Source organism: Streptomyces sp. HUAS TT11, from assembly GCF_051553595.1.
Classification (GTDB): domain Bacteria; phylum Actinomycetota; class Actinomycetes; order Streptomycetales; family Streptomycetaceae; genus Streptomyces.
Map to the genome: position 1 here is coordinate 637,808 of NZ_CP196184.1, position 18,521 is coordinate 656,328.

Here is an 18,521-nt window from a genome sequence, read left to right on the forward strand (position 1 = left end):
TCACCGACGACTGGCCGCTCCTGTGGGCCGGAGCCTTTGAGAGGCAGATGACGGTAGCGGTCGCCCCGGAAGTCCGGGCCGCGCAGCGGCGGATCGTCAGCACGATCAATGCGTCCGGGAGGCTGAACGCCGACGGGCTGGCCATGTGGCGGGAGGTCAACTGCGGCGAGTGGAAGGCTACCGCGGCCGACATCAGTCGGGACCTGGACCTGCTCCAGGTCCCGCACACCATTGTGACGGCCTTCCGCTTCCCGCTCGCCTCCTCCTACAGCAATGCCATGCGCGAGGGCGAGGAGGTCCGCATCCTGCGCAAGGACCTGGCCCACCTGGTGCCGTGGATGCCCTCGATGGAGCAAACCGTCGCCGACATCCCCGAGGACGCCCAGCACTGGGACTTCACGGTGTTCCAGCCCCGGGCCGACGGCATGGTCATTGCCAAGCTGGCGCTGTCGGCGGAGTGGCCCGCATGGTCGAAGAAGCAGGCCCGCGCCGCCCGGCTGGTCTGCGCGGAGTGCGACTACGACCTGCGTGAGTTCAAGGACGAGACCCGGATGCCGTTCGACGTCCGCCTGCCCGAGCGGCCCAAGGCTCGGCGGCTGGTGTGCGGGCAGTGCTGCAACGACGGCGTGGACGAGATGGAGCGTCTGGCCGCGCTCGCCGGAGAGCTGTCGTGACGGCCGTCGAGCCGGGGACGGACAGGCTGCTGGTCGCGGAACTGGTGGGACTGCTCAACGACGCCGAGCACTACAGCGGCTCCGGCTCCACCCCCGACAGCCGCCTGGACTACCTCGATCGCCGAGCCGCCCTGCTGCACCGGCTCGTCCACGCCCTCGGTGACGAGTCCTCCCGCTACCTCGCCCAGGACGCCGAGGACCGCGCCGAAGGCGCACGGGCCAGGGCCGATGCCTTGGCGCGGGAGGGCGGTGACCCACCGCCCGCACCGCGCCAGTCGCAGTGATGTGGGTACCACAAGGGTGCTGGACAGTCCGTGATGCGGATTTACCTGGGCCTGCGCCGGCGCCTGGCCTGGCGGTCAGACAGCGCGCAGGCGAGGGGGGTCAGGCTGCTCCGGCTCGGCCTCCGCAACGACCGTGAGGGGAACGGGGGTATCGGCGTCGGTAGTGTCCTCCGCCCGGCGGCGCAGCTTCGACTTAAGGCTGAGCAGCCCGCTCTTGACGTGCGGCGCGACAGCGAGCCCCAGCGCGACGCCCGTGCCGAGGATCACCAGGGCCGTCTTGGTGCCGTCGAACAGCACTGCGTGCGTGACGAGCGTGTTGTCGTCATCCCGCGCCAGCGGGCTCTCTCCGCCCAGAGTGCTCGACTTCGAGAAGTGTGTGTCGGAGGGACGCCTCGTCAGCATCAGTTCCCAGGTCCAGTCACCCCGGTTGAAGTCCATGACGCAACTGTAGAGGCGACCAGGCACGCCGCGGCCCGGAATGCCATGTTCTCCACTTTGGTCAACGGATGGTCCCGAAGATCCTTTGCCCAGGGCTCCGGGGCGGGAGAGGATGCGTCCGTGATTGACACGACTGAGAAACCCGAGGAACAGGCCGCAATAGCCGCGGCGAAGGACGGTGAACTGCGTTTGCACGACCCTGCCGTCCGCGCCTCCGTCGTCGGCGTCCGGCTGTTCGACCCCGAGTTCGTCGAGGTCGGCGCCTCCGGGCGGCGCTGGACGTACGAGGAGATGGTTGCGGCCCTGCCCACCCTGTACGGCGGAGCGGACAGCCCGCGCATCGAGGCCTCCGGCATGCGCGGGGTGCTCCTCGCCCCGGACCTCGTGCACCTGACGTACGAGAGCGTCATCGCCGGCCGCCGGGCCCGCCGCAGCTCCCTATGGCGCAAGGGCGAGGACGGCACCGGATGGCGGCTCTACTACCACCAGGGCACCCCCGTCCCCGAGGGCTGAACCGTCCCCGGCGAAGTACTGCTCCCCCTCGCCCTCTTCGTGCCGCAAATCCGCCCATGGGCCATCGCCATTGGCGTAGCACTTCACGTAGTCTTCGCGCTTCTGAAGCCGCGTGGAATAATCGGGTTTTCCATAGCTACACTGGCCAGCTACATCCTTTTCGTGCCGTAGAGGGAATTTATCTCGTGAGCGTAGTATCGGAGATCGGCGCATTCGTCGCCGTTGCTACAGTCCTGACGATCACTCCGGGGTTGGACACCACTCTCGTCCTCCGCGCGGCAGCAAGTCAGGGAACACGAAACGCCTACGCGACCGTTTTCGGCATCAGTGTAGGAGTGCTGTGCTGGGGATTGGCCGCAGCCGTCGGGGCCAGTGCCATCCTTGCTGCTTCGCCGACCGCCTACACCTGGCTCTGCATCGCGGGTGCGGCCTACTTGATCTGGGAATCGGCATGCTCCGCCGTGCCCGCGGCCGGGGACAGCGAGAGCAATCCTCCGATACCACAGCCCTGAGCCCGCCCTCAGTACAGGAAGTACCCCTTCGCTCCTGGTCAAGAGGATTCTTCTCGAACCTGCTCAACCCGCGCTTCGGACTGTTCTACATGGCCATGTTGCCGCAGTTCATCCCTGACGACACATCTCACTTTCTGATGGGGATGCTCCTGGCCTTGATCCACAATGCCATCGATCTGATCTGGTTCAGTCTGCTGATCCTCGGTGTCCGTCTTCTCGGGCACTGGCTCAACAAGCCGAGAGTCCAACGCGGCTTGGACTGCGTCGCCGGCGTGGTCGTCATAGCCTTCGGAGCCAAGCTGATCATTCCAGTCATCTTCTCGTAAGGGGAGCCATGGAGCTGCTTCTGTTGTCGAACTCCACAGCGTACGGGCGGACTTACCTGGACCACGCGATGGATCCGATATCAGAAATACTCAACGGAACCAAGGAGGTGTTGTTCGTTCCGTTCGCCTTGGCTGACCACGCCGGGTACACGGCTCCGGCGACCGAGGCGCTCTCCCCTTTAGACCGTGTCCTATGTGGTGAGCCGGACCAGGCACTTGTAGCACCAGGAGGTCGTGAGTCCGAGAAGGTGCCCGGCAGCGGCGGGGACGGCGCTCATGGCGGCGGCTGAGTCCTCGGTGAGCCTGCCGGCCAGGCCGTTCACTCGGTGACCCGGCCGCGCAACCTTTCGCGAGCTGTGGGGCCGCGGCGACGTACCCGCCCACCTCCGAGGCATCAGACTGCCGAGATCACCTGGGCCTCGGCCTCGCTCGGAATACGTGCCTTCGGGCCCCTGCACACCAGTTCACCGCCGGGGCAGCTGTGCATGCAGTGCGGAACGCACCAGGACAAGCCTGGCCGACCAAGGCTCCCGAGCGTCCCGCGCCATCCGCCAACCAAGTCGACTAACATAACCAAACGGATTACACTTCTGTCAGAATTCTGGATCGAACCGTCAAGGACCGACCATGAGCACGTACCTCGGCAGCGGCAACACAGATCTGCACCGACGGGACTACCGTCCCGCCTGGTTGGACAATCTGGCGGACGACGTCACGATGGAGGCCTCGGTCCTGAACGGGATGGTCGAGGGTGCGAACGCCGTGCGCCAGATACTCGCCTACGCCCGCACCCTTTACGACTACCAAGAGTTCAACTACGTCGGCACATATGGCGAGCACGGTTTCGTCGAGGATTACACCTCGCAGGTGCATGGCGAGCCGATCGGCAGCATCGTGATCGTGCGCTACAACGCCGCCGGCCAGGCTCAGCACGTGATCATCAACCATCGGCCACTGCGGTCGGTCCTGCTGTGGTCCCGGCTGATGGCCGAGCACTTCGCGAACACGCCCTATGCCGAGTACTTCCTCAGCCCGGAACTCGCCCAGGAAGTACTCGGGTCGGACACGGCCGCATAGGGCGCTCCGAACCACCGGGCTTCACCTGGAACGATCGCCCGACGGGGTCTCCGGGACAGATCTCTCGGTGCCGCCGCCCACGCAGCCCCTGGATGTCCCGTGCCGGTGAACCGTCACGGTCCCCTGACAAACAGCCGGAGTTCGTCCCTGCTCCCGGAGACCACCGGAGCCGGTGTGGTCATGTGTGCCAAGGTCGGGCTCATCAAGGGGTGAGCGCTCGACCGCGAACGGCATCGGGTCAGCGCCACCGCCTTCATCGCCGGGTGAAGCCGGCCAGGGCCGCGACGTCCACCGGCACACCGCGTCCGATCACGGTCCACAGACCGCAGAACCGTGATCGGTACGGCTGCACAAGCGTCACCCACAGCGACCTCGACGAAGAACAAGCCGTGCGGTGGTGCCGCAACCGGTCGATCAGCGTCACGGCGAAGGCCGCCGCATCGGGCAGGACCGCTCCCCTCCCCGCCTCGGTCAGCCTTACGACATCGGCATGGGCATCGCCGCCACAGAAGCTGAAGGGGTCACCTGCGCACCCCACAGGTGGCTCAACCCCACGGCAGACGGGTGAGTTGGCGCGCGAGGGATTTGACACTGCCGCGCCGCACGCTTCACTCTACGATCATGACATTCATTTCCAATAGGGGTCGTTGACGATGCGCGCTGCCTTCGTGGGCAAGGGCGGCAGCGGCAAGACGACCCTGTCGGCCCTCTTCTCCCGTCACCTGGCGCGCTCGGGCGCGCCGGTCGTCGCCATCGACGGCGACATCAACCAGCACCTGGCGCACACCCTGGGCCTCGCCGAGAACGAGTCCTTCTCCGCACCACCGCTCAGCGCGCGCACCGGCGAGATCAAGGACTATCTCCGGGGCACCAACACGCGGATCGCGTCACGCGACGCCATGGTCAAGACAACCCCGCCCGGACACGGATCACGGTTACTTCGCCTGCTCGGCGACGACGAGGTCCACGCGACACACGTCCAGGACGTGGGCGGCGTACCGCTGATGGTCACCGGCGCCTTCGGCGAGAGCGACCTGGGCGTGGCCTGCTACCACTCCAAGCTCGGCGCGGTGGAGATATACCTCAACCACCTCGTCGACGGCCCGGGCGAGTACGTCGTCGTCGACATGACCGCCGGCGCCGACGCCTTCGCCTCCGGCCTGTTCACTCGGTTCGACATGACGTTCCTGGTCGTCGAACCCACCCGCAAGAGCGTCTCCGTGTACCGCCAGTACCGGGACCACGCCGCCGAGTTCGGCATCCCGGTGGCCGTCGTCGGGAACAAGGTGACGGGCGAGGACGACCTGCTCTTCCTCAAGGAACACGTCGGTGACGATCTGCTCGTCCACTGCGAGCAGTCCCCCTATGTCCGCGGCCAGGAACAGGGCCGCAATCAGGGAGAGTTGGAGCCGCACAACCGCCGCGCACTCGACCGACTGCACGAGGCCGTGGACGCCCGCCCCAAGGACTGGACGGCCTTCCAACAGCGCGCCGTGGACTTCCATCTGCGCAACGCGGCCGCCTGGGCGAACGAGGCCACGGGTCAGGACCTTGCCGCGCAGATCGACCTCCACTTCGAGCACGGCCCGGCAGCACTGGCCGCCCGAACCTGACCCCACCTCCGGCACAGAACCATCCCAACAGAACAGGAGAATTCTTCATGTCGCTTGACGTCTCCCCACGGTTGCTCGCCGAAGCCGAGAAGGGCGAAGTGCAGGAGCAGGACTTCGTGGAATCGGTTCGTACGTCCCTGCCCTACGCCTGGGACCTCATCGCCCGCCTCACCGCGGAACTGCGTTCCGGGGGCACCGAGTTCGCCGACAACCAGACCCCGCCGCCCTCCGAGCGGGACCGCGGTCAGCTGTTGCGGGCACTGTCCAGCGACGCGATCCGCGGCAGTCTGGAGCGCCACTTCGGCATCGCCCTCGCCTTCCAGAACTGCCATCGCGTCGCCGCCTTCCACCCCGAGGCACGCGGCGGCGACACCTACACGCGCTTCACCTCGTTGCGCGCCCAGATCCTGAACCAGTCACCGGAGTTGCGCGACTGCTGAACCCCGGGAGGAGCCGGCGGATCACGGCGACCACGCGAGCGGCCGTCGCCTCACGGTTCTCCCGGACAGGGCGGGGTCGCTCGGCGGCCGGACAGAGAACGTATCCGCCGCCGGCCTTCAGTCAGCGGATACGGCGTCCGGTGAGCAGGGCGGCCCCCCTCCGGGTCCTCGTAGACCGCCGAGGCACCAGGAAGCCCCGCCTCATGGGCGGGAGCGGGGTGCCGGGGCGCCCGGAGGTGGATCAGGGGGCCGGACAGAGTAGTAATGGTGTTCATTTCCATTTACTCTTGCGCCGGACCATTTCCCAGTGACGCGGGAGGCAGGCGTCATGCACCTTTCGCCGACGAGCGAGCGCCCTCCGGGCCGGCGGTCGACATGGCAACGGGCCGCCGTCCTCCGGACCCTGCGCGACCGCCCCGGCTTCATCTCCGCAAAGGAACTGCACGCGGCACTCGCATCGAGGGGCACCACCGTGGGCCTGTCCACGGTGTACCGCACCCTGCAGGCGCTGGAGCGGGCCGGGCGCCTGGACGTCGTACGAGACAGGACCGGCGAGCGGCTCTACCGCCCGCGGCCGGTCGACGGCCACCGGCACTACCTCGTGTGCCGACTCTGCGGCCTCAGCCTCCCCGTTGCGGCCGAGACCGTCGAGCGCTGGGCCGACGGTGTGGCCGCCACGACCGGATTCGCCGACGTCGAGCACATCGTGGAGCTCACAGGGATCTGCTTTCAGTGCCGGGCCAAGCCGGACAGCACCTCGTCACCTGCGGGCAGATCAACAAATGGCAACGATTTTCATTAGTGCACCCATGACGGTGGTGTTGACATTCATTTTCATCTAGCGTGAGTGTTGTGGCCGCCCGCACCGGGCGGTCGCGCCCGAGTGAAGCCATCGTGAGCGATCTGCCCTGGAGGAACCATGTCCGCGTCCCTGCCCCGTCGCCTGCCGGCCCTGATATCCGGTGCCTGTCTGGCCCTTCTGGCAGGTTGCGGCAGCTCATCGGACACCGGAGGCGACGGTGACGGCCGGACCCCGGCGTCCTCGTCCGCCGTCCCGGTTGTCGCCTCGACGAACGTGTACGGCGACATCGTCAAGCGGATCGGCGGCGATCATGTCGAGGTCACTTCGATCATCAGCGATCCCAGCCAGGACCCGCACTCCTACGAGGCCAACACCCAGAACCAGTTGACCCTCTCCAAGGCGAAGGTCGTCATCGAGAACGGCGGTGGCTACGACGACTTCGTCGACAAGATGCTCAAGAGCGGCGGCAACACGAGTGCCGAGGTGATCAACGCCGTCGATGTCTCCGGAAAGACCGCTCCCCAGGGCGGCGAACTCAACGAACACGTCTGGTACGACTTCCCCACCGTCGCCAGGATCGCCGACGGCATCGCCGCGGCCCTGGGGAAGGCCGACCCCGCCAACGCCGCCTCCTTCACCCGGAACGCGGAGACTTTCAAGGCCGGGCTTCAGTCCCTGGAGGCGAAAGAAGCCCAGATCAAGAAGGTGCACGGCGGTGAGTCGGTGGCGATCACGGAGCCCGTGCCCCTCTATGTGATCGAGGCGAGCGGACTGGTCAACAAGACACCCGAGGAGTTCAGCGAGGCCATCGAGGAGGGTGACGACGTCTCCCCGAAGGTCCTCCAGGAGACGCTGGGGCTGTTCTCGGGCAAGGAGGTCCAGGCGCTGGTCTACAACGAGCAGACCTCCGGTCCCCAGACGGAGAGGACCGAGTCGGCGGCCAGGTCGGCCGGTGTCCCCGTGGTGCCCGTCACCGAGACGCTGCCCCAGGGCAAGGACTACCTCGGCTGGATGACCGCCAACGTCGACGCGCTCGCGAGCGCGCTGGACAAGTGAGCAAACCGGGCGTGGTCTCCGTGCCCCGGGCCCGGCAGGGCGAAGGTACGGGCGACGCCGCGGTGATCAGTCTGCGCGGCGCGGCCCTGTCCTACGGCGACCGCACCGTGTGGAGCGGTCTCGAACTCGACGTGCACCCGGGCGACTTCGTGGCCGTGCTGGGCCCGAACGGGGCGGGTAAGACCAGCCTCGTCCGGGCCCTGCTGGGTCGGCAGTCACTGTCCGCCGGGACCCTGACCGTCCTCGGCCGTTCCCCCCGCGAGGCCGGCCGCGCCATCGGCTACATCCCCCAGCAGGCCACTGTGTCCGCTCAGGCGCTGCTACGGGCCCGTGACCTCGTCCGCTTCGGCATCGACGGTCACCGTTTCGGTCCGCGTCCGCGCACAGCGGCCACCCGCCGCCAAGTGGACGAGATCCTCGCGTCGGTGGGAGCGGCTCCGTACGCCGACGTCCCCCTCGGCCGGCTGTCCGGCGGCGAAAGACAACGCGTGCGCATCGCGCAGGCCCTGGCCACCGACCCGCAGATCCTGCTCTGCGACGAACCGCTGCTCTCCCTCGACCTGCACCACCAGGGGGCCGTCACCGAACTCGTCGACGCCCGGCGGCGCTCGCACGGCACGGCGGTGGTCTTCGTGACCCACGAGATCAACCCGGTGCTCGGTCTGGTGGACCGGCTGCTGTACCTGGCCGACGGCGGGCACCGGGTCGGCACCCCCGAACAGGTCCTGACCTCGGAGTCGCTCTCCACGTTGTACGGAACGCAGATCGACGTCGTCCGCACCCCCGGCCGGATCGTGGTCGTCGGAGCACCCGACGGGCCGGCCACCCCCGCCCACCACACCCACACGACACGCGCCACCGACGGAGTTTGCCCATGACGATCGCCGACGGGATCTGGCACCAGGTCTTCAGCTTCGACCACTACGGCGAGCTGCTGACACTGGTCCGCAACTCCCTCATCGCCGGCGCCGCGCTCGGCCTGGTCGGCGGCCTGGCCGGGGTGTTCGTCATCATGCGTGATCTGCCCTTCGCCGTGCACGGCATCAGCGAACTGTCCTTCGCGGGCGCCTCGGCAGCCCTCCTGCTGGGGACGAACATCGTGGCCGGCTCGATCACCGGATCACTCCTCGCGGCCGGCGTGATCGGCGTCCTGGGTACGCGGGCCCGGGACCGCAACTCGGTCATCGGCATCATCATGCCGTTCGGCCTGGGCCTGGGTGTGCTCTTCCTCGCCCTCTACAAGGGCCGCGCGGCCAACAAGTTCGGTCTGCTCACCGGCCAGATCGTCGCGGTGGACACGCCGCAGATGGCCTGGTTGCTCAGCACCTCCGTCGTCGTGGTCATCGCACTCGCGGTCATCTGGCGGCCTCTCGCCTTCGCCAGCGCCGATCCCGACGTCGCCGAGGCACGCGGAGTGCCGGTACGCGGCCTGTCCATCGCCTTCATGCTCGTACTCGGGCTGGCGGTCGCCCTGTCCGTGCAGATCGTCGGAGCACTGCTGGTCCTGTCACTCGTCACCACACCGGCCGCGGCCGCCGCCCGCGTCACCGCGTCCCCTGTCCTGCTGCCCGTCCTGAGCGTGCTCTTCGCGACGGCCTCGATCGAGGGCGGCATCCTGCTCGCCCTCGGCAGCAGCATCCCCATCAGCCCGTACGTCACCACCATCTCGTTCGGCATCTACGTCGTCTGCCGATTGACGGGTCGCTACGGCACCGGCCGACGAGGCGCCCGGAGGAGGCCGGTTCCACAACCCGCCTGAGTGAGCGTTCCGCCGGCCGGCCAGGCAAGCGGCGGCCGGCTCCCCGGTCGCGAGGACCCCTCGGCCCGGGGTCAACCCTCGTACCGGGTGGCCAGGGTCCGTACGGTCACGGCGATCCGGTCGCGGAGTTCGACCGGTGCCATGACCTCGATGTCGGTGCCCAGACGCAGGAACTCGCCATGAGCGTGGTCGATCGACTCGATCGGCACCCGGGCATCCGTCCAACCCTCGCTCGTGGGTGTCACACCGAGGCGGCGAGCTCCCTCCGGGGAAAGCCGCACCAAGGCCTCCCCCGTGTGCAGGCGGGCTCGGAAGTCGGCCAGATACCCGTTCCAGTACCCGGCCAGGTCGAACCCGTCCGGAACGGCGAACCGCTCTTCCAGCGGCCGGATCTCTTGGATCTGGTCGACCCGGTAGGTGCGGATCCCGGACGGCCCGCCCGCTACCAAGTACCAACGGCCCGCCTTGAGTACAAGCCCGTAGGGCTCCACCCGCCGCTCGATCTGCTCCGGCGCCCGCCAGCGCCGGTACCTCACTACGGCCGCCCGTCGCGCCCACACCGCCCCGGCGACCGAGGCCAGGTGAGGCGTACGGTCGGCGTCGCCGTACCAGCCGGGGGCGTCGAGCAGGAATCGTTCCTGGATCCGCCCGGCATGCTCGCGCAGTTCGGCCGGAAGGGCGGCCCGCAGCTTCAGCTGGGCGGTGGCGAGCGCCTCGCCGAGGCCGAGTTCGGCGGCGGCGCCGGGCAGCGCGGCGAGGAACGCGGCCTGTGCCTCGTCCGCGGTCAGTCCGGTGAGCCGGGTCCGGTATCCGTCGACCAGCCGGTAGCCGCCCGCGTGTCCCGCTGCGCCGTACAGCGGGACACCGGCGGCGCCGAGCGCCTCGACGTCCCGGTAGACCGTACGGACGGAGACCTCCAGTTCCTCGGCCAACTGCCGGGCCGTCATCCGGCCCCGGTTCTGGAGCAGCAGAAGCAGGGTGAGCAGTCGGCTCGCGCGCATGACGCTCAGTATCCCCTGACACTGGATGGCAGTGGAGTGTCCATAGCTTGTGACGCATGGACGACTTCGACTTCCTGCACGGCTCCTGGGATGTGGCCAACCGCCGTCTCACCGCACCGCTCGGTTCAGACCCCGCCACCTGGACGGAGTTCCCCGGGCACGCGGTCGTCCGGCCGCTTTTCGGAGGTGCCGGCAACATCGACGAGATCACCTTCCCCACACTCGGCCGCCAAGGAGTGACTCTGCGACTGTTCGACAGGGAGACGGGACGCTGGTCGATCCACTGGTCCGACAGCAGGACAGGCCGACTGGATCCGCCGCTGGTCGGCGGCTTCGCCGGCGACCGCGGTGACTTCCGCGGCGAGGACACCTACGACGGCCGCCCGATCCGGGTCCACTTCACCTGGTATCGACTCGGCCGCAGCACCGCTCGCTGGGAGCAGGAGTTCTCCGCCGACGACGGCGGCACCTGGGAGCTCAACTGGACCATGAACCTCACCCGCACCGGGGACGCCGACGCATGAACATTGTCGAACTCCGGCAGTACACCCTGCACCCCGGAACCCGGGAGACGCTGATCGAGCTGTTCGAGCGCGAGTTCGTGATCGGCCAGCAGTCGGTCGGCATCACCGTCGGCGGCCGATTCCGCGACCTGGACGACCCGAACCGCTTCGTCTGGCTGCGCGCGTTCCCCGACATGACGCGCCGCCGGCGCTCGCTGGAAGCCTTCTACACCGGCCCGGTGTGGCGGGAGCACCGCGAGGCGGCCAACGCCACCATGATCGACAGCGACGACGTTCTGTTGCTGCGCGGCCCGGGGTTCACCTCGGAGCGGGGCGCCCGTGAGGTGGTCGCGACCGTCTGCCATCCGTCCGATGCGACCGCCTTCGACGCGTACGCCGCCCGGCACCTCGGCCCGGGCCATGCGCTGCACCGCACCGAGCATGCCGAGAACGACTACCCCCTCCTGCCCGTCCGTACCGGGGAGGACGTCCGGGTCTGGTTCGGCCCGGCGGAGCGACCCCCCGGTCCGACACGGCAGCTGCGACTCGAACCTGTGACGACGTGCTGACCGTTGCACATGTGATGTGCGGAAAGCCCTGGCGGGCTTGACCGGTGCCGCCCACGGCTTCCAAGGCCGGCCGATGCAAGAAGCATCGGCCGGCACGCGTTGCGCACGGGGCCGTACTCCGGCGACGGCTACGCAAGCCAGAGCGAGCTGCGCCGATGACGCGTCGGCGGTATGTCCACGAGGAATAGTCAATACCTGGGGATCTAGGGGCCGCGGTAGCGCCCGCAGTCCGCCGAGGTCCAGTAGCTCGTTTTCGAAGCCGTGGGCGGTAACTGCGTCGAAGCCACTGAACAGTGTTGAGATCTCAGTCGTCGGATGGCAGGTCAAGTCGCGCCGGCCAGTTCGGATCGTCCAGATCCGTGGGAGCCTGTACCGACATCCGGGCGAGTCCTGCACCACGTCCCCGGGCGAAGCATGCGGGAGCCTCGCACCGGGCGTGCTCCTTCGCAGCAGCCCGAGCGGCATCCTCACTTTCGTACCGCGTCACATTGCGCCGCTCGTAACCCTCCTGCGAGTCGGCGGAAGCCTGTCCGGCTTCAAGGGCCCTGCAACCCTCCCAGCCGTGGTACTTGTCACCCTGGTCGCTCACCCAGAAATCTGGCATGTGGGGAAGTCTGCCACGGGGAGAGGGTTGCATCACGTCCTTCGCCCAGGTCGTGCGGCCTACTCCTGCCGCTCGGCCAGGACACCGTTCTCGAACCTGCCGCCTGCGCAGACCAGTGCGACCAGGTGGGCGCCGACGATCGCGCGCCATCGGTCTTGGGCGGACTCGACCAGTTTGAACACCATGGCGAAGGCGGCGGCAGGGCTGCCGGCTTCGCGGGGGACCTTGGTGCGGGGCTTGACGGTGGAGAACGTGGACTCGATCGGGTTGGTGGTGCATAGCTGAATCCAGTACTCGGCCGGGAAGTCGTAGAACGCCAGTGGTTCCTCTCGGTCGTCGGTGGTCTGCGCGACGGCCTTGGGCCACTCGAAGGCCTTGATCGCCTTCTCGGTGTGCGTGCGGTCCTCGGCGTTGTGGATCTCGTGCATCGCTTTCGTGGCGCCCGGCTGTACGGACTTCGGCAGGGTATCCATGACTTTCCGGGCTCTGTGAACCCAGCAGCGCGAAGCTGTCGAAACCGAACGGGCACGACAGTCGTCCCAGTCAACAAGATCAAGCGGACCGAAAGACCGATGGAGGGGAACTCAGCAGTGGCCCGGTGGATACGACGCCGAACGGGACCATCGGCTGCCGGCGGAACTCCGGAACGGGCTCCGCGAGGCCGCGGGACCTGGACACGGGGACGGGTCTGCGCCGGCTTCGCGGTGCTGACGGCCGCGCTCATGGCCTTCCACCAAGCCGTGCCCAACTCCGTTGTGCACCTGGGGAGTCTGCTGGAAGCCTTCCTTCCTTGGTTCGGCCTGGTGATCGTGGTGCTGCTCGTCCCGGCCCTGCTGCGCCGGTCGGCAACCGCACTGGTGGCACTGCTCCTGCCGACGGCCGTCTGGGCGCTCCTGTTCGGCAGGCTCCTCCTGCCCGGCACGGAGCCCGGCCCGCACGACCTGGTCGTGGTGCAGCACAACGTCAGCGACGAGAACACCGACCCGGTCGGCACGGCCCGCACCCTGGCTGCGGCCGAGCCCGATCTCATCGCGTTGGAGGAGCTGGTGCCCCCGGCACTGACCGAGTACGCGAGGGCCCTGGCCCCCGACTATCCGCACCACGTCATCCGGGGCACCGTCGGACTCTGGTCGAAGCATCCGCTGACCGGTGCCCGACCGGTGGACATCAAACCCAGGGAGATAACGGAGCCGTGGAGTCGTGGGCTGCGCGCCACGGTCCACGCGCCGCTCGGCGACATCGCGGTGTATGTGGCGCACCTGCCCTCGGTCCGCGTCCGAGCAAGTGGCCTCGCATCCTCCTGGCGAGACGAGAGCGCCGGTCTGCTCGGCAAGGCCGTCGCCGCCGAGAAACTGAAGACGGTTCTCCTGCTCGGTGATCTCAACGGCACGGTCGACGACCGTGGGCTGGCCCCGTTGACGTCCCAAATGAACACACCGCAGCGAGGCTTCGCCTTCAGCTTCCCCGCGGACTTCCCCATGGCCCGCATCGACCAGGTCATGACCCGCTCAGCGACCGTCCGCCAGATCCGCACCCTGTCGTCCACGGGCAGCGATCACCTGCCGGTCGCTGCTCGGATCGCGCTGCCCTGAAAAAGTGGTCTCGATGGCAGGGTGAGCTCCCCGAACGGGCTGTGCGCATGTCGTCCTCAGCCCTTGAAGGGGTTCCCCCTCCGGCCCTCGGCCACGGGCCGGTTGAGGGTGAGACGGTCAGCCGTGCGTTCGCCCCGCACGGCTGACCAGCCCCCCTGCGGGCCGGGATCATCCCCCTCGTCCGGGCCCGCACGGACCCCCTTGCTCCCCCACCCCGTCACGAGGCACCGAGCGCACCGCGTCCCCACCACCTGGCGTCAGGGCGAGGCGCATGTGCGGGTGCGCTGCCGCTCAGACAGCGGCCTGGGCGGCAGCGCGCAGCGGCGCGAGCGCGGTGCTCCACGCGAGCAGCTCGTCGACGAGCTGGTAGACCTCCGAAGTGTGCACCTCCTGCGGCTTGAACTGTGTGTTCTGCACGAAGTCGTCCCGCAGCGTCAGCGCCAGCTGCGGTCCGATGTCCGCCATCCGCAGCCGCCCCGCCTGTCCCCGAAGCTCCTGGACCGCCATCACGGCGCCGAAGATGCCGTAGCCGACGTATGCGACCGCCTTGTGCGTCCACTCCCGGTAGAGATAGTCGATGGCGTTCTGCAGGGATGCCGGAGCGCCGCCGTTGTATTCCGGAGTGACGAAGATGTACGCGTCGTACGAGCCGGCTCGCTCCGCCCAGCGTCGGGTGTGCGAATTGCTGCCCGGCACCACCAGCGCGGGGACCGGTTCGTCGAGCAGCGGGAGTTCGAACTCCTTCAGGTCGAGCAGTTCGAACACGGCCGCTTCCCCCGCGTGCTGTGTGGCAAGCTCCTGCAACCATGCGGCCACCTGCTCGCCGTTGCGGCCCGGGCGGGTGCTGCCGATGATGATGCCGATCCTTGTCATCGCTGATTCTCCTGCTCTGCTTGCGGTGTCTTCGGGTTGTTGTCGCGTGAGTTCCGGTCGATGCGGTGAGACGGTGCCGGGTGCCGCCATCCCTTGACTCCCGTGGGCGGCACCGCGGGCGGACAGGAGGGCCGGATCCCGGGACACACCGCGCGCGCCTGCACGCATGGCGCGGGTGCCGACACACCGGCGGGGACTCCCCGGTCCGCAGTGACGGGATGCGACGGAAACGGTCCGGGCGCGGTCACCGTCGTGCTCATGCGCGAGAGGCCGGCTGGTCGACGGGCAGTCCGGCTGCCGAGCCCGCCAGCGGACTCTGGTCGCGGTACCTGACCTCGTAGACGCGCTCGCTGAACTTCCAGCCGTCCGGCGTGCGCTGGTAACGGTCGTGGTAGATCGCGTAGTTTATCTCCGACCTGCCGTCCCGGCCGCGTCCCAGCTCCTGCATGTAGGAACGACCGGACGCCAGGTCGCCGTCCACCCGGATCACGCCCGGGTGGGTGGTCTGCACAAGGAACTCCACAAAATCCGGTACGCGCTCGCCCCAGGCACGGATCGCGGCCTGCCCGGTGAGTTCGACAGGGATGTCGGGCATCCGCCACGCGCCGTCGGGCGCGAACAGCGATGCCACCCGGTCGTAGTCGCGCATCATCACCGCGTCCGAGAACTCACCGCGCAGTGCCTCGATCTCGACACGGTCGGCGATCACCCGAAAGTCGCTCATCATGTCCTCCATGTCACAACGCAAGCTCGAAAAACCTCAGTTGGTCGTGACGGCGTTGACCGCCGGCCCTGACATCGCTGGGCTTTCCTGCTCGCGGAAGCGTGTTCGTCTCAGCAGTCCGACGACGCACTCCCGCGGATTGTGAGGCCGCGCACCGGCCTCACAATCCGGCGCGCTGTCTCGTCGGAGGTTCACAGGGCACAAGGCGACCGAGGGAGCTGACGGCATCATGAGCACCGCATCCGCGCCGGGACACGGCACGTCCGAACCGGGCCTGAGCGTGATCATGAGGGAGCGGCGTCAACTGATCAATCTCGCCTACCGGCTCCTCGGCTCCCTGGCGGACGCCGAGGACGTCGTGCAAGAGACCTACGCCCGGTGGTACGCCATGCCCGCGGACCAGCGGGAGTCCATCGGATCCCCCGGTGGCTGGCTGACCAGGGTCGCCGGACGCATCTGTCTCGACCTGCTCGGCTCGGCACGGGTCCGACGTGAGCGGTACGTGGGCGAATGGATCCCCGAACCGCTGCCCGAACGCTCGGAATGGATCAGCGGCCGGCCGGGCGGCACCTCGGCCGACCCGGCCGACCGGGTGACCCTCGACGAGTCGGTCAGTATGGCCTTCCTCGTTGTGCTCGAATCGATGACGCCGGCCGAACGGGTCGCGTTCATCCTGCACGATGTCTTCCGCTACCCCTTCTCCGACGTGGCCGAGATCGTCGGCCGCACGCCGGCGGCGTGCCGCCAACTGGCCACCTCGGCCCGCCGCCGCATCCACGCGTCGTCGCAGGCTCCCGCGCCCTCGACGGCCCGACAGGCGGATATCGTCAAGGCCTTCAAACAAGCCTGGGAGGCCAAGGACATAGACGCCCTCGTCGGCCTCCTCGATCCCGACGCCACCGCGATCGCCGACGGCGGCGGCCTCGCCAGCGCCGCGCTACACCCCATCACGGGCGGCGAGCGGATCGCCCGCGCCTGGGTCGAGATCGCCGACCGGGTCCCCGACCTGACGCACCTGGAGCGCACGGTCAACGGTCAGCCCGGATTGGTGGCTCAGGAAGACGGTGTCACCGTGACGGTGTACGCGTTCGACATCAAGGGCGACCGGATCATGCACATCTGGGCCGTACGCAATCCGGAGAAGTTGCGGCTCTTCACGGGCAGTTGATGACGTTCCTGGCCGCCTGTCGACAGTCGGGCCGCTGCCTGCGGTCCCGCTGGGCGTTGTGCACACGGGCGACGTCAGCACACAAGTGTCGGCCCGGGCAGCTCTTCCACGCCCGGCCTAAGAATGCGTCCTGTGCCAGGTGAGGCGGTCGACGTTGTTGGTGCAGTGGTCCGCTCGGTGAGCCTCCTGCGCGCCGGGCTCACGTCGCCTTCCGCTCCTCGGACTTGGCCGGCACGCATCGCCACGCGAGGCCTGCGGCGGTCAAGTAGGCGAGCGCGCCGACGGCCATGCTGATGCGCAGTCCGGCGTTGTAGTCGGTGGCCGAGGCGAGCAGGCTGCCGCCGAGTGCCACTCCGGTGGCGCTGCCGATCTGCCGGGTGGTGTTGAACAGGGCGGAAGCAGCGCCCGAGTATTCCGGAGGTGCGGCACCCATCACGGTGGCGGTCGAGCCGGTCAGGGCGAAGGAGGTACCGAAACCCGCGGCCATCATCGGAACCACCAGCAGCGGATAGGCGGGGTCGGGGCCCGCGGCGGCCCAGCCGGCCAGCCCCAGGGCGGCCAGGAGCATGCCGGAGATCACCAGCGGACGATCACCGGTGCGGCGGGTCAACCGTCCGGACAGGACGGAGGCGAACATGGTCATCGCGACCGCCGGGAACAGCGCCAGCCCGGTGCCGAGAGCGCTGAAGCCACGTTGGTGCTGAAACTCCAGGCTGGCGGTAAACACCATTCCGTAGAAGCCGAAATTGAACAGCAGGCCGATGGCGGCTCCACCACTCAGTGCACGCGAGTGCAGCAGGCTCGGCGGAAGTGCAGGAGACCGGGCCAACCGCTCCCGTGCGGCGAACGAGGCGGCGGCCGGCACGGCCAGACCCACTCCGGCGAGTACGACCGGATCCGACCAGCCCCGCCGCCCGGCCTCGTTGAGCGCCGCGGTGAGCAGGGCCACCGCCGCCACGACCGCACACTGCGCCGGCCAGTCCGGGGTCCTGGCGGCGCACCGGGGCGAGCGAGCCACATGCCGCAGCGTCAGCGCCAGACAGGCCACACCGACGGGGAGGTTGATGAGGAACACCCAGCGCCAACCCACCGTGGAGACCAGAAGCCCGCCCAGCAGCGGACCGGCGGAGGCGGCGATGCCCGCAATCGCCCCCCACAGACCGAAGGCCCGCGAGCGTGCGGCCGGCGCCGGGTAGGCCTGCCGCAGCAGGGCCAGGGAACCGGGCACGATCAGCGCCGCCCCCAGCCCCTCCACCAGGCGGGCCACCACCAGGAACGGCGAGCTCGGTGCAAGCGCGCATGCGGCCGAGGACAGGGTGAACACCGCCACGCCCGCGCAGAAGATCCGACGGTTGCCGATCCGGTCGCCCAGCGCACCACCGGTCAGCAGGAACCCGGCGAAGACCAGGGTGTATCCGTCGGTGATCCACTGGATGCCGGTGAGCGAGGCGGACAGTTCGCGGCCGATCACCGGTACGGCGACATTGATGATCGTCACATCCAGGATCACCATGAAGTATCCGGCGCACACCGCCAGCAGCGGCGCCCAGGAACGTCGATCGGGGCGTGGCGCCGGCTCCGGGGAGGGTGGGGAGTCACTGCTTCCGGCCGACTCCGCGAACGCCACTGCGCCAACTCCGTCCGTTCGCGCAGGGTCTGCACCAACACACGCAACAACGGATATATACCGCAGGTTGCAGGAGCCCCGCTGCTCAACTCGCCTCCGCCGAGGAAGTAGGTCCAGGCGGGTGCGCCAACCGGCCCCGAAGCCTGCGGGAGGGCCGACCCAGCTCACCGCTCGGCAACCGATGGCCTTCGGCGAGGTCTGCCGCCCGGCCGTCACACCGGAACAGGACGGCGTAGGGCGGGACGGAGACTCGTCGACCGGGTGGAACGGACGGTATTCCGAGCGGCGTACGCACGTCCCTGGCTCTGGGCATCCGTCTAAAGAAGGCGAAAGCCGCTGGTCGGGACAGGCTGTGGGTGGTCCTGT

General features: G+C 68.5%; 20 protein-coding genes and 2 pseudogenes. 16 read left to right on the forward strand and 6 right to left on the reverse strand.

The features are described 5' to 3' along the window. Positions 1-47 precede the first annotated feature (47 nt). Positions 48-674: a hypothetical protein gene (locus ACSHXN_RS03135; protein ID WP_355140730.1), complete on the forward strand. Its 627-nt coding sequence runs from the start codon at positions 48-50 to the stop codon at positions 672-674. Next, a complete protein-coding gene (locus ACSHXN_RS03140; protein WP_355140731.1) occupies positions 671-958 on the forward strand; it encodes a hypothetical protein in 288 nt (95 codons plus the stop codon). Before ACSHXN_RS03135 ends, ACSHXN_RS03140 begins: the two co-directional genes overlap by 4 nt. A gap of 75 nt (positions 959-1,033) precedes the next feature. Here ACSHXN_RS03140 and ACSHXN_RS03145 read toward each other — a convergent pair whose 3' ends face one another. Next, positions 1,034-1,396: a hypothetical protein gene (locus ACSHXN_RS03145; protein ID WP_355140732.1), complete on the reverse strand. Its 363-nt coding sequence runs from the start codon at positions 1,394-1,396 to the stop codon at positions 1,034-1,036. Between the two features lie 120 nt (positions 1,397-1,516). Between ACSHXN_RS03145 and ACSHXN_RS03150 the strand changes: the two genes are divergently transcribed. From ACSHXN_RS03150 to ACSHXN_RS03195, 10 genes and pseudogenes are all read left to right on the forward strand, one after another. Beyond that, positions 1,517-1,909, forward strand: coding sequence for a DUF4440 domain-containing protein (locus ACSHXN_RS03150; protein WP_356296282.1), 393 nt, complete (start codon positions 1,517-1,519; stop codon positions 1,907-1,909). A gap of 56 nt (positions 1,910-1,965) precedes the next feature. Continuing rightward, positions 1,966-2,747 (forward strand): annotated as a pseudogene (locus tag ACSHXN_RS03155) (LysE family translocator). Positions 2,748-2,755: 8 nt separating this feature from the next. Beyond that, entirely contained in the window at positions 2,756-3,037 is a 282-nt protein-coding gene (locus ACSHXN_RS03160) for a Type 1 glutamine amidotransferase-like domain-containing protein (protein ID WP_356114364.1), read from the forward strand. Positions 3,038-3,374: 337 nt separating this feature from the next. Beyond that, positions 3,375-3,824 carry a hypothetical protein gene (locus ACSHXN_RS03165; protein ID WP_355141031.1) on the forward strand — a complete coding sequence of 150 codons (450 nt, stop codon included), beginning with the start codon at positions 3,375-3,377 and terminating at the stop codon, positions 3,822-3,824. A gap of 653 nt (positions 3,825-4,477) precedes the next feature. Then, on the forward strand, positions 4,478-5,437 hold the full coding sequence (locus ACSHXN_RS03170; protein ID WP_438302594.1) for an ATP-binding protein: 960 nt from the start codon (positions 4,478-4,480) through the stop codon (positions 5,435-5,437). Between the two features lie 47 nt (positions 5,438-5,484). After that, a complete protein-coding gene (locus ACSHXN_RS03175) occupies positions 5,485-5,877 on the forward strand; it encodes an SCO5389 family protein (protein ID WP_355141028.1) in 393 nt (130 codons plus the stop codon). A gap of 328 nt (positions 5,878-6,205) precedes the next feature. Beyond that, entirely contained in the window at positions 6,206-6,679 is a 474-nt protein-coding gene (locus tag ACSHXN_RS03180; protein ID WP_438302596.1) for a Fur family transcriptional regulator, read from the forward strand. Positions 6,680-6,796: 117 nt separating this feature from the next. Then, positions 6,797-7,735, forward strand: a complete 939-nt coding sequence (locus ACSHXN_RS03185) for a metal ABC transporter solute-binding protein, Zn/Mn family (protein WP_356297417.1) — start codon at positions 6,797-6,799, stop codon at positions 7,733-7,735. A gap of 11 nt (positions 7,736-7,746) precedes the next feature. Then, complete coding sequence (locus ACSHXN_RS03190) at positions 7,747-8,613, forward strand: metal ABC transporter ATP-binding protein (RefSeq protein ID WP_438306418.1); 867 nt, start codon at positions 7,747-7,749, stop codon at positions 8,611-8,613. Next, on the forward strand, positions 8,610-9,494 hold the full coding sequence (locus ACSHXN_RS03195) for a metal ABC transporter permease (RefSeq protein WP_356297414.1): 885 nt from the start codon (positions 8,610-8,612) through the stop codon (positions 9,492-9,494). Before ACSHXN_RS03190 ends, ACSHXN_RS03195 begins: the two co-directional genes overlap by 4 nt. A gap of 71 nt (positions 9,495-9,565) precedes the next feature. Here ACSHXN_RS03195 and ACSHXN_RS03200 read toward each other — a convergent pair whose 3' ends face one another. Beyond that, entirely contained in the window at positions 9,566-10,495 is a 930-nt protein-coding gene (locus ACSHXN_RS03200; RefSeq protein ID WP_438302597.1) for a helix-turn-helix transcriptional regulator, read from the reverse strand. 56 nt (positions 10,496-10,551) lie between these two features. Between ACSHXN_RS03200 and ACSHXN_RS03205 the strand changes: the two genes are divergently transcribed. Then, on the forward strand, positions 10,552-11,019 hold the full coding sequence (locus ACSHXN_RS03205; protein WP_383358294.1) for a hypothetical protein: 468 nt from the start codon (positions 10,552-10,554) through the stop codon (positions 11,017-11,019). Beyond that, positions 11,016-11,567: an NIPSNAP family protein gene (locus ACSHXN_RS03210; protein ID WP_383358293.1), complete on the forward strand. Its 552-nt coding sequence runs from the start codon at positions 11,016-11,018 to the stop codon at positions 11,565-11,567. The genes ACSHXN_RS03205 and ACSHXN_RS03210 overlap by 4 nt, the downstream gene beginning before the upstream one ends. A 663-nt stretch (positions 11,568-12,230) precedes the next feature. Here ACSHXN_RS03210 and ACSHXN_RS03215 read toward each other — a convergent pair. Then, positions 12,231-12,674 (reverse strand): annotated as a pseudogene (locus ACSHXN_RS03215) (transposase); the annotation flags it as partial. A gap of 219 nt (positions 12,675-12,893) precedes the next feature. Between ACSHXN_RS03215 and ACSHXN_RS03220 the strand changes: the two are divergent. Next, positions 12,894-13,763, forward strand: coding sequence for an endonuclease/exonuclease/phosphatase family protein (locus ACSHXN_RS03220; RefSeq protein ID WP_438302598.1), 870 nt, complete (start codon positions 12,894-12,896; stop codon positions 13,761-13,763). 291 nt (positions 13,764-14,054) lie between these two features. Here the strand turns inward: ACSHXN_RS03220 and ACSHXN_RS03225 are convergent, their stop codons facing one another. Together ACSHXN_RS03225 and ACSHXN_RS03230 are read right to left on the reverse strand one after the other, a co-directional pair. After that, positions 14,055-14,636, reverse strand: coding sequence for an NADPH-dependent FMN reductase (locus ACSHXN_RS03225; RefSeq protein ID WP_438302599.1), 582 nt, complete (start codon positions 14,634-14,636; stop codon positions 14,055-14,057). Between the two features lie 256 nt (positions 14,637-14,892). Next, complete coding sequence (locus tag ACSHXN_RS03230; RefSeq protein ID WP_438302600.1) at positions 14,893-15,360, reverse strand: nuclear transport factor 2 family protein; 468 nt, start codon at positions 15,358-15,360, stop codon at positions 14,893-14,895. A gap of 229 nt (positions 15,361-15,589) precedes the next feature. Here ACSHXN_RS03230 and sigJ point away from each other — a divergent pair, with 229 nt between their 5' ends. Next, positions 15,590-16,528, forward strand: a complete 939-nt coding sequence (sigJ, locus tag ACSHXN_RS03235) for an RNA polymerase sigma factor SigJ (protein WP_355141008.1) — start codon at positions 15,590-15,592, stop codon at positions 16,526-16,528. Positions 16,529-16,727: 199 nt separating this feature from the next. Here the strand turns inward: sigJ and ACSHXN_RS03240 are convergent, their stop codons facing one another. Beyond that, positions 16,728-18,155, reverse strand: coding sequence for an MFS transporter (locus tag ACSHXN_RS03240; RefSeq protein WP_438302601.1), 1,428 nt, complete (start codon positions 18,153-18,155; stop codon positions 16,728-16,730). Positions 18,156-18,521: the final 366 nt, after the last annotated feature.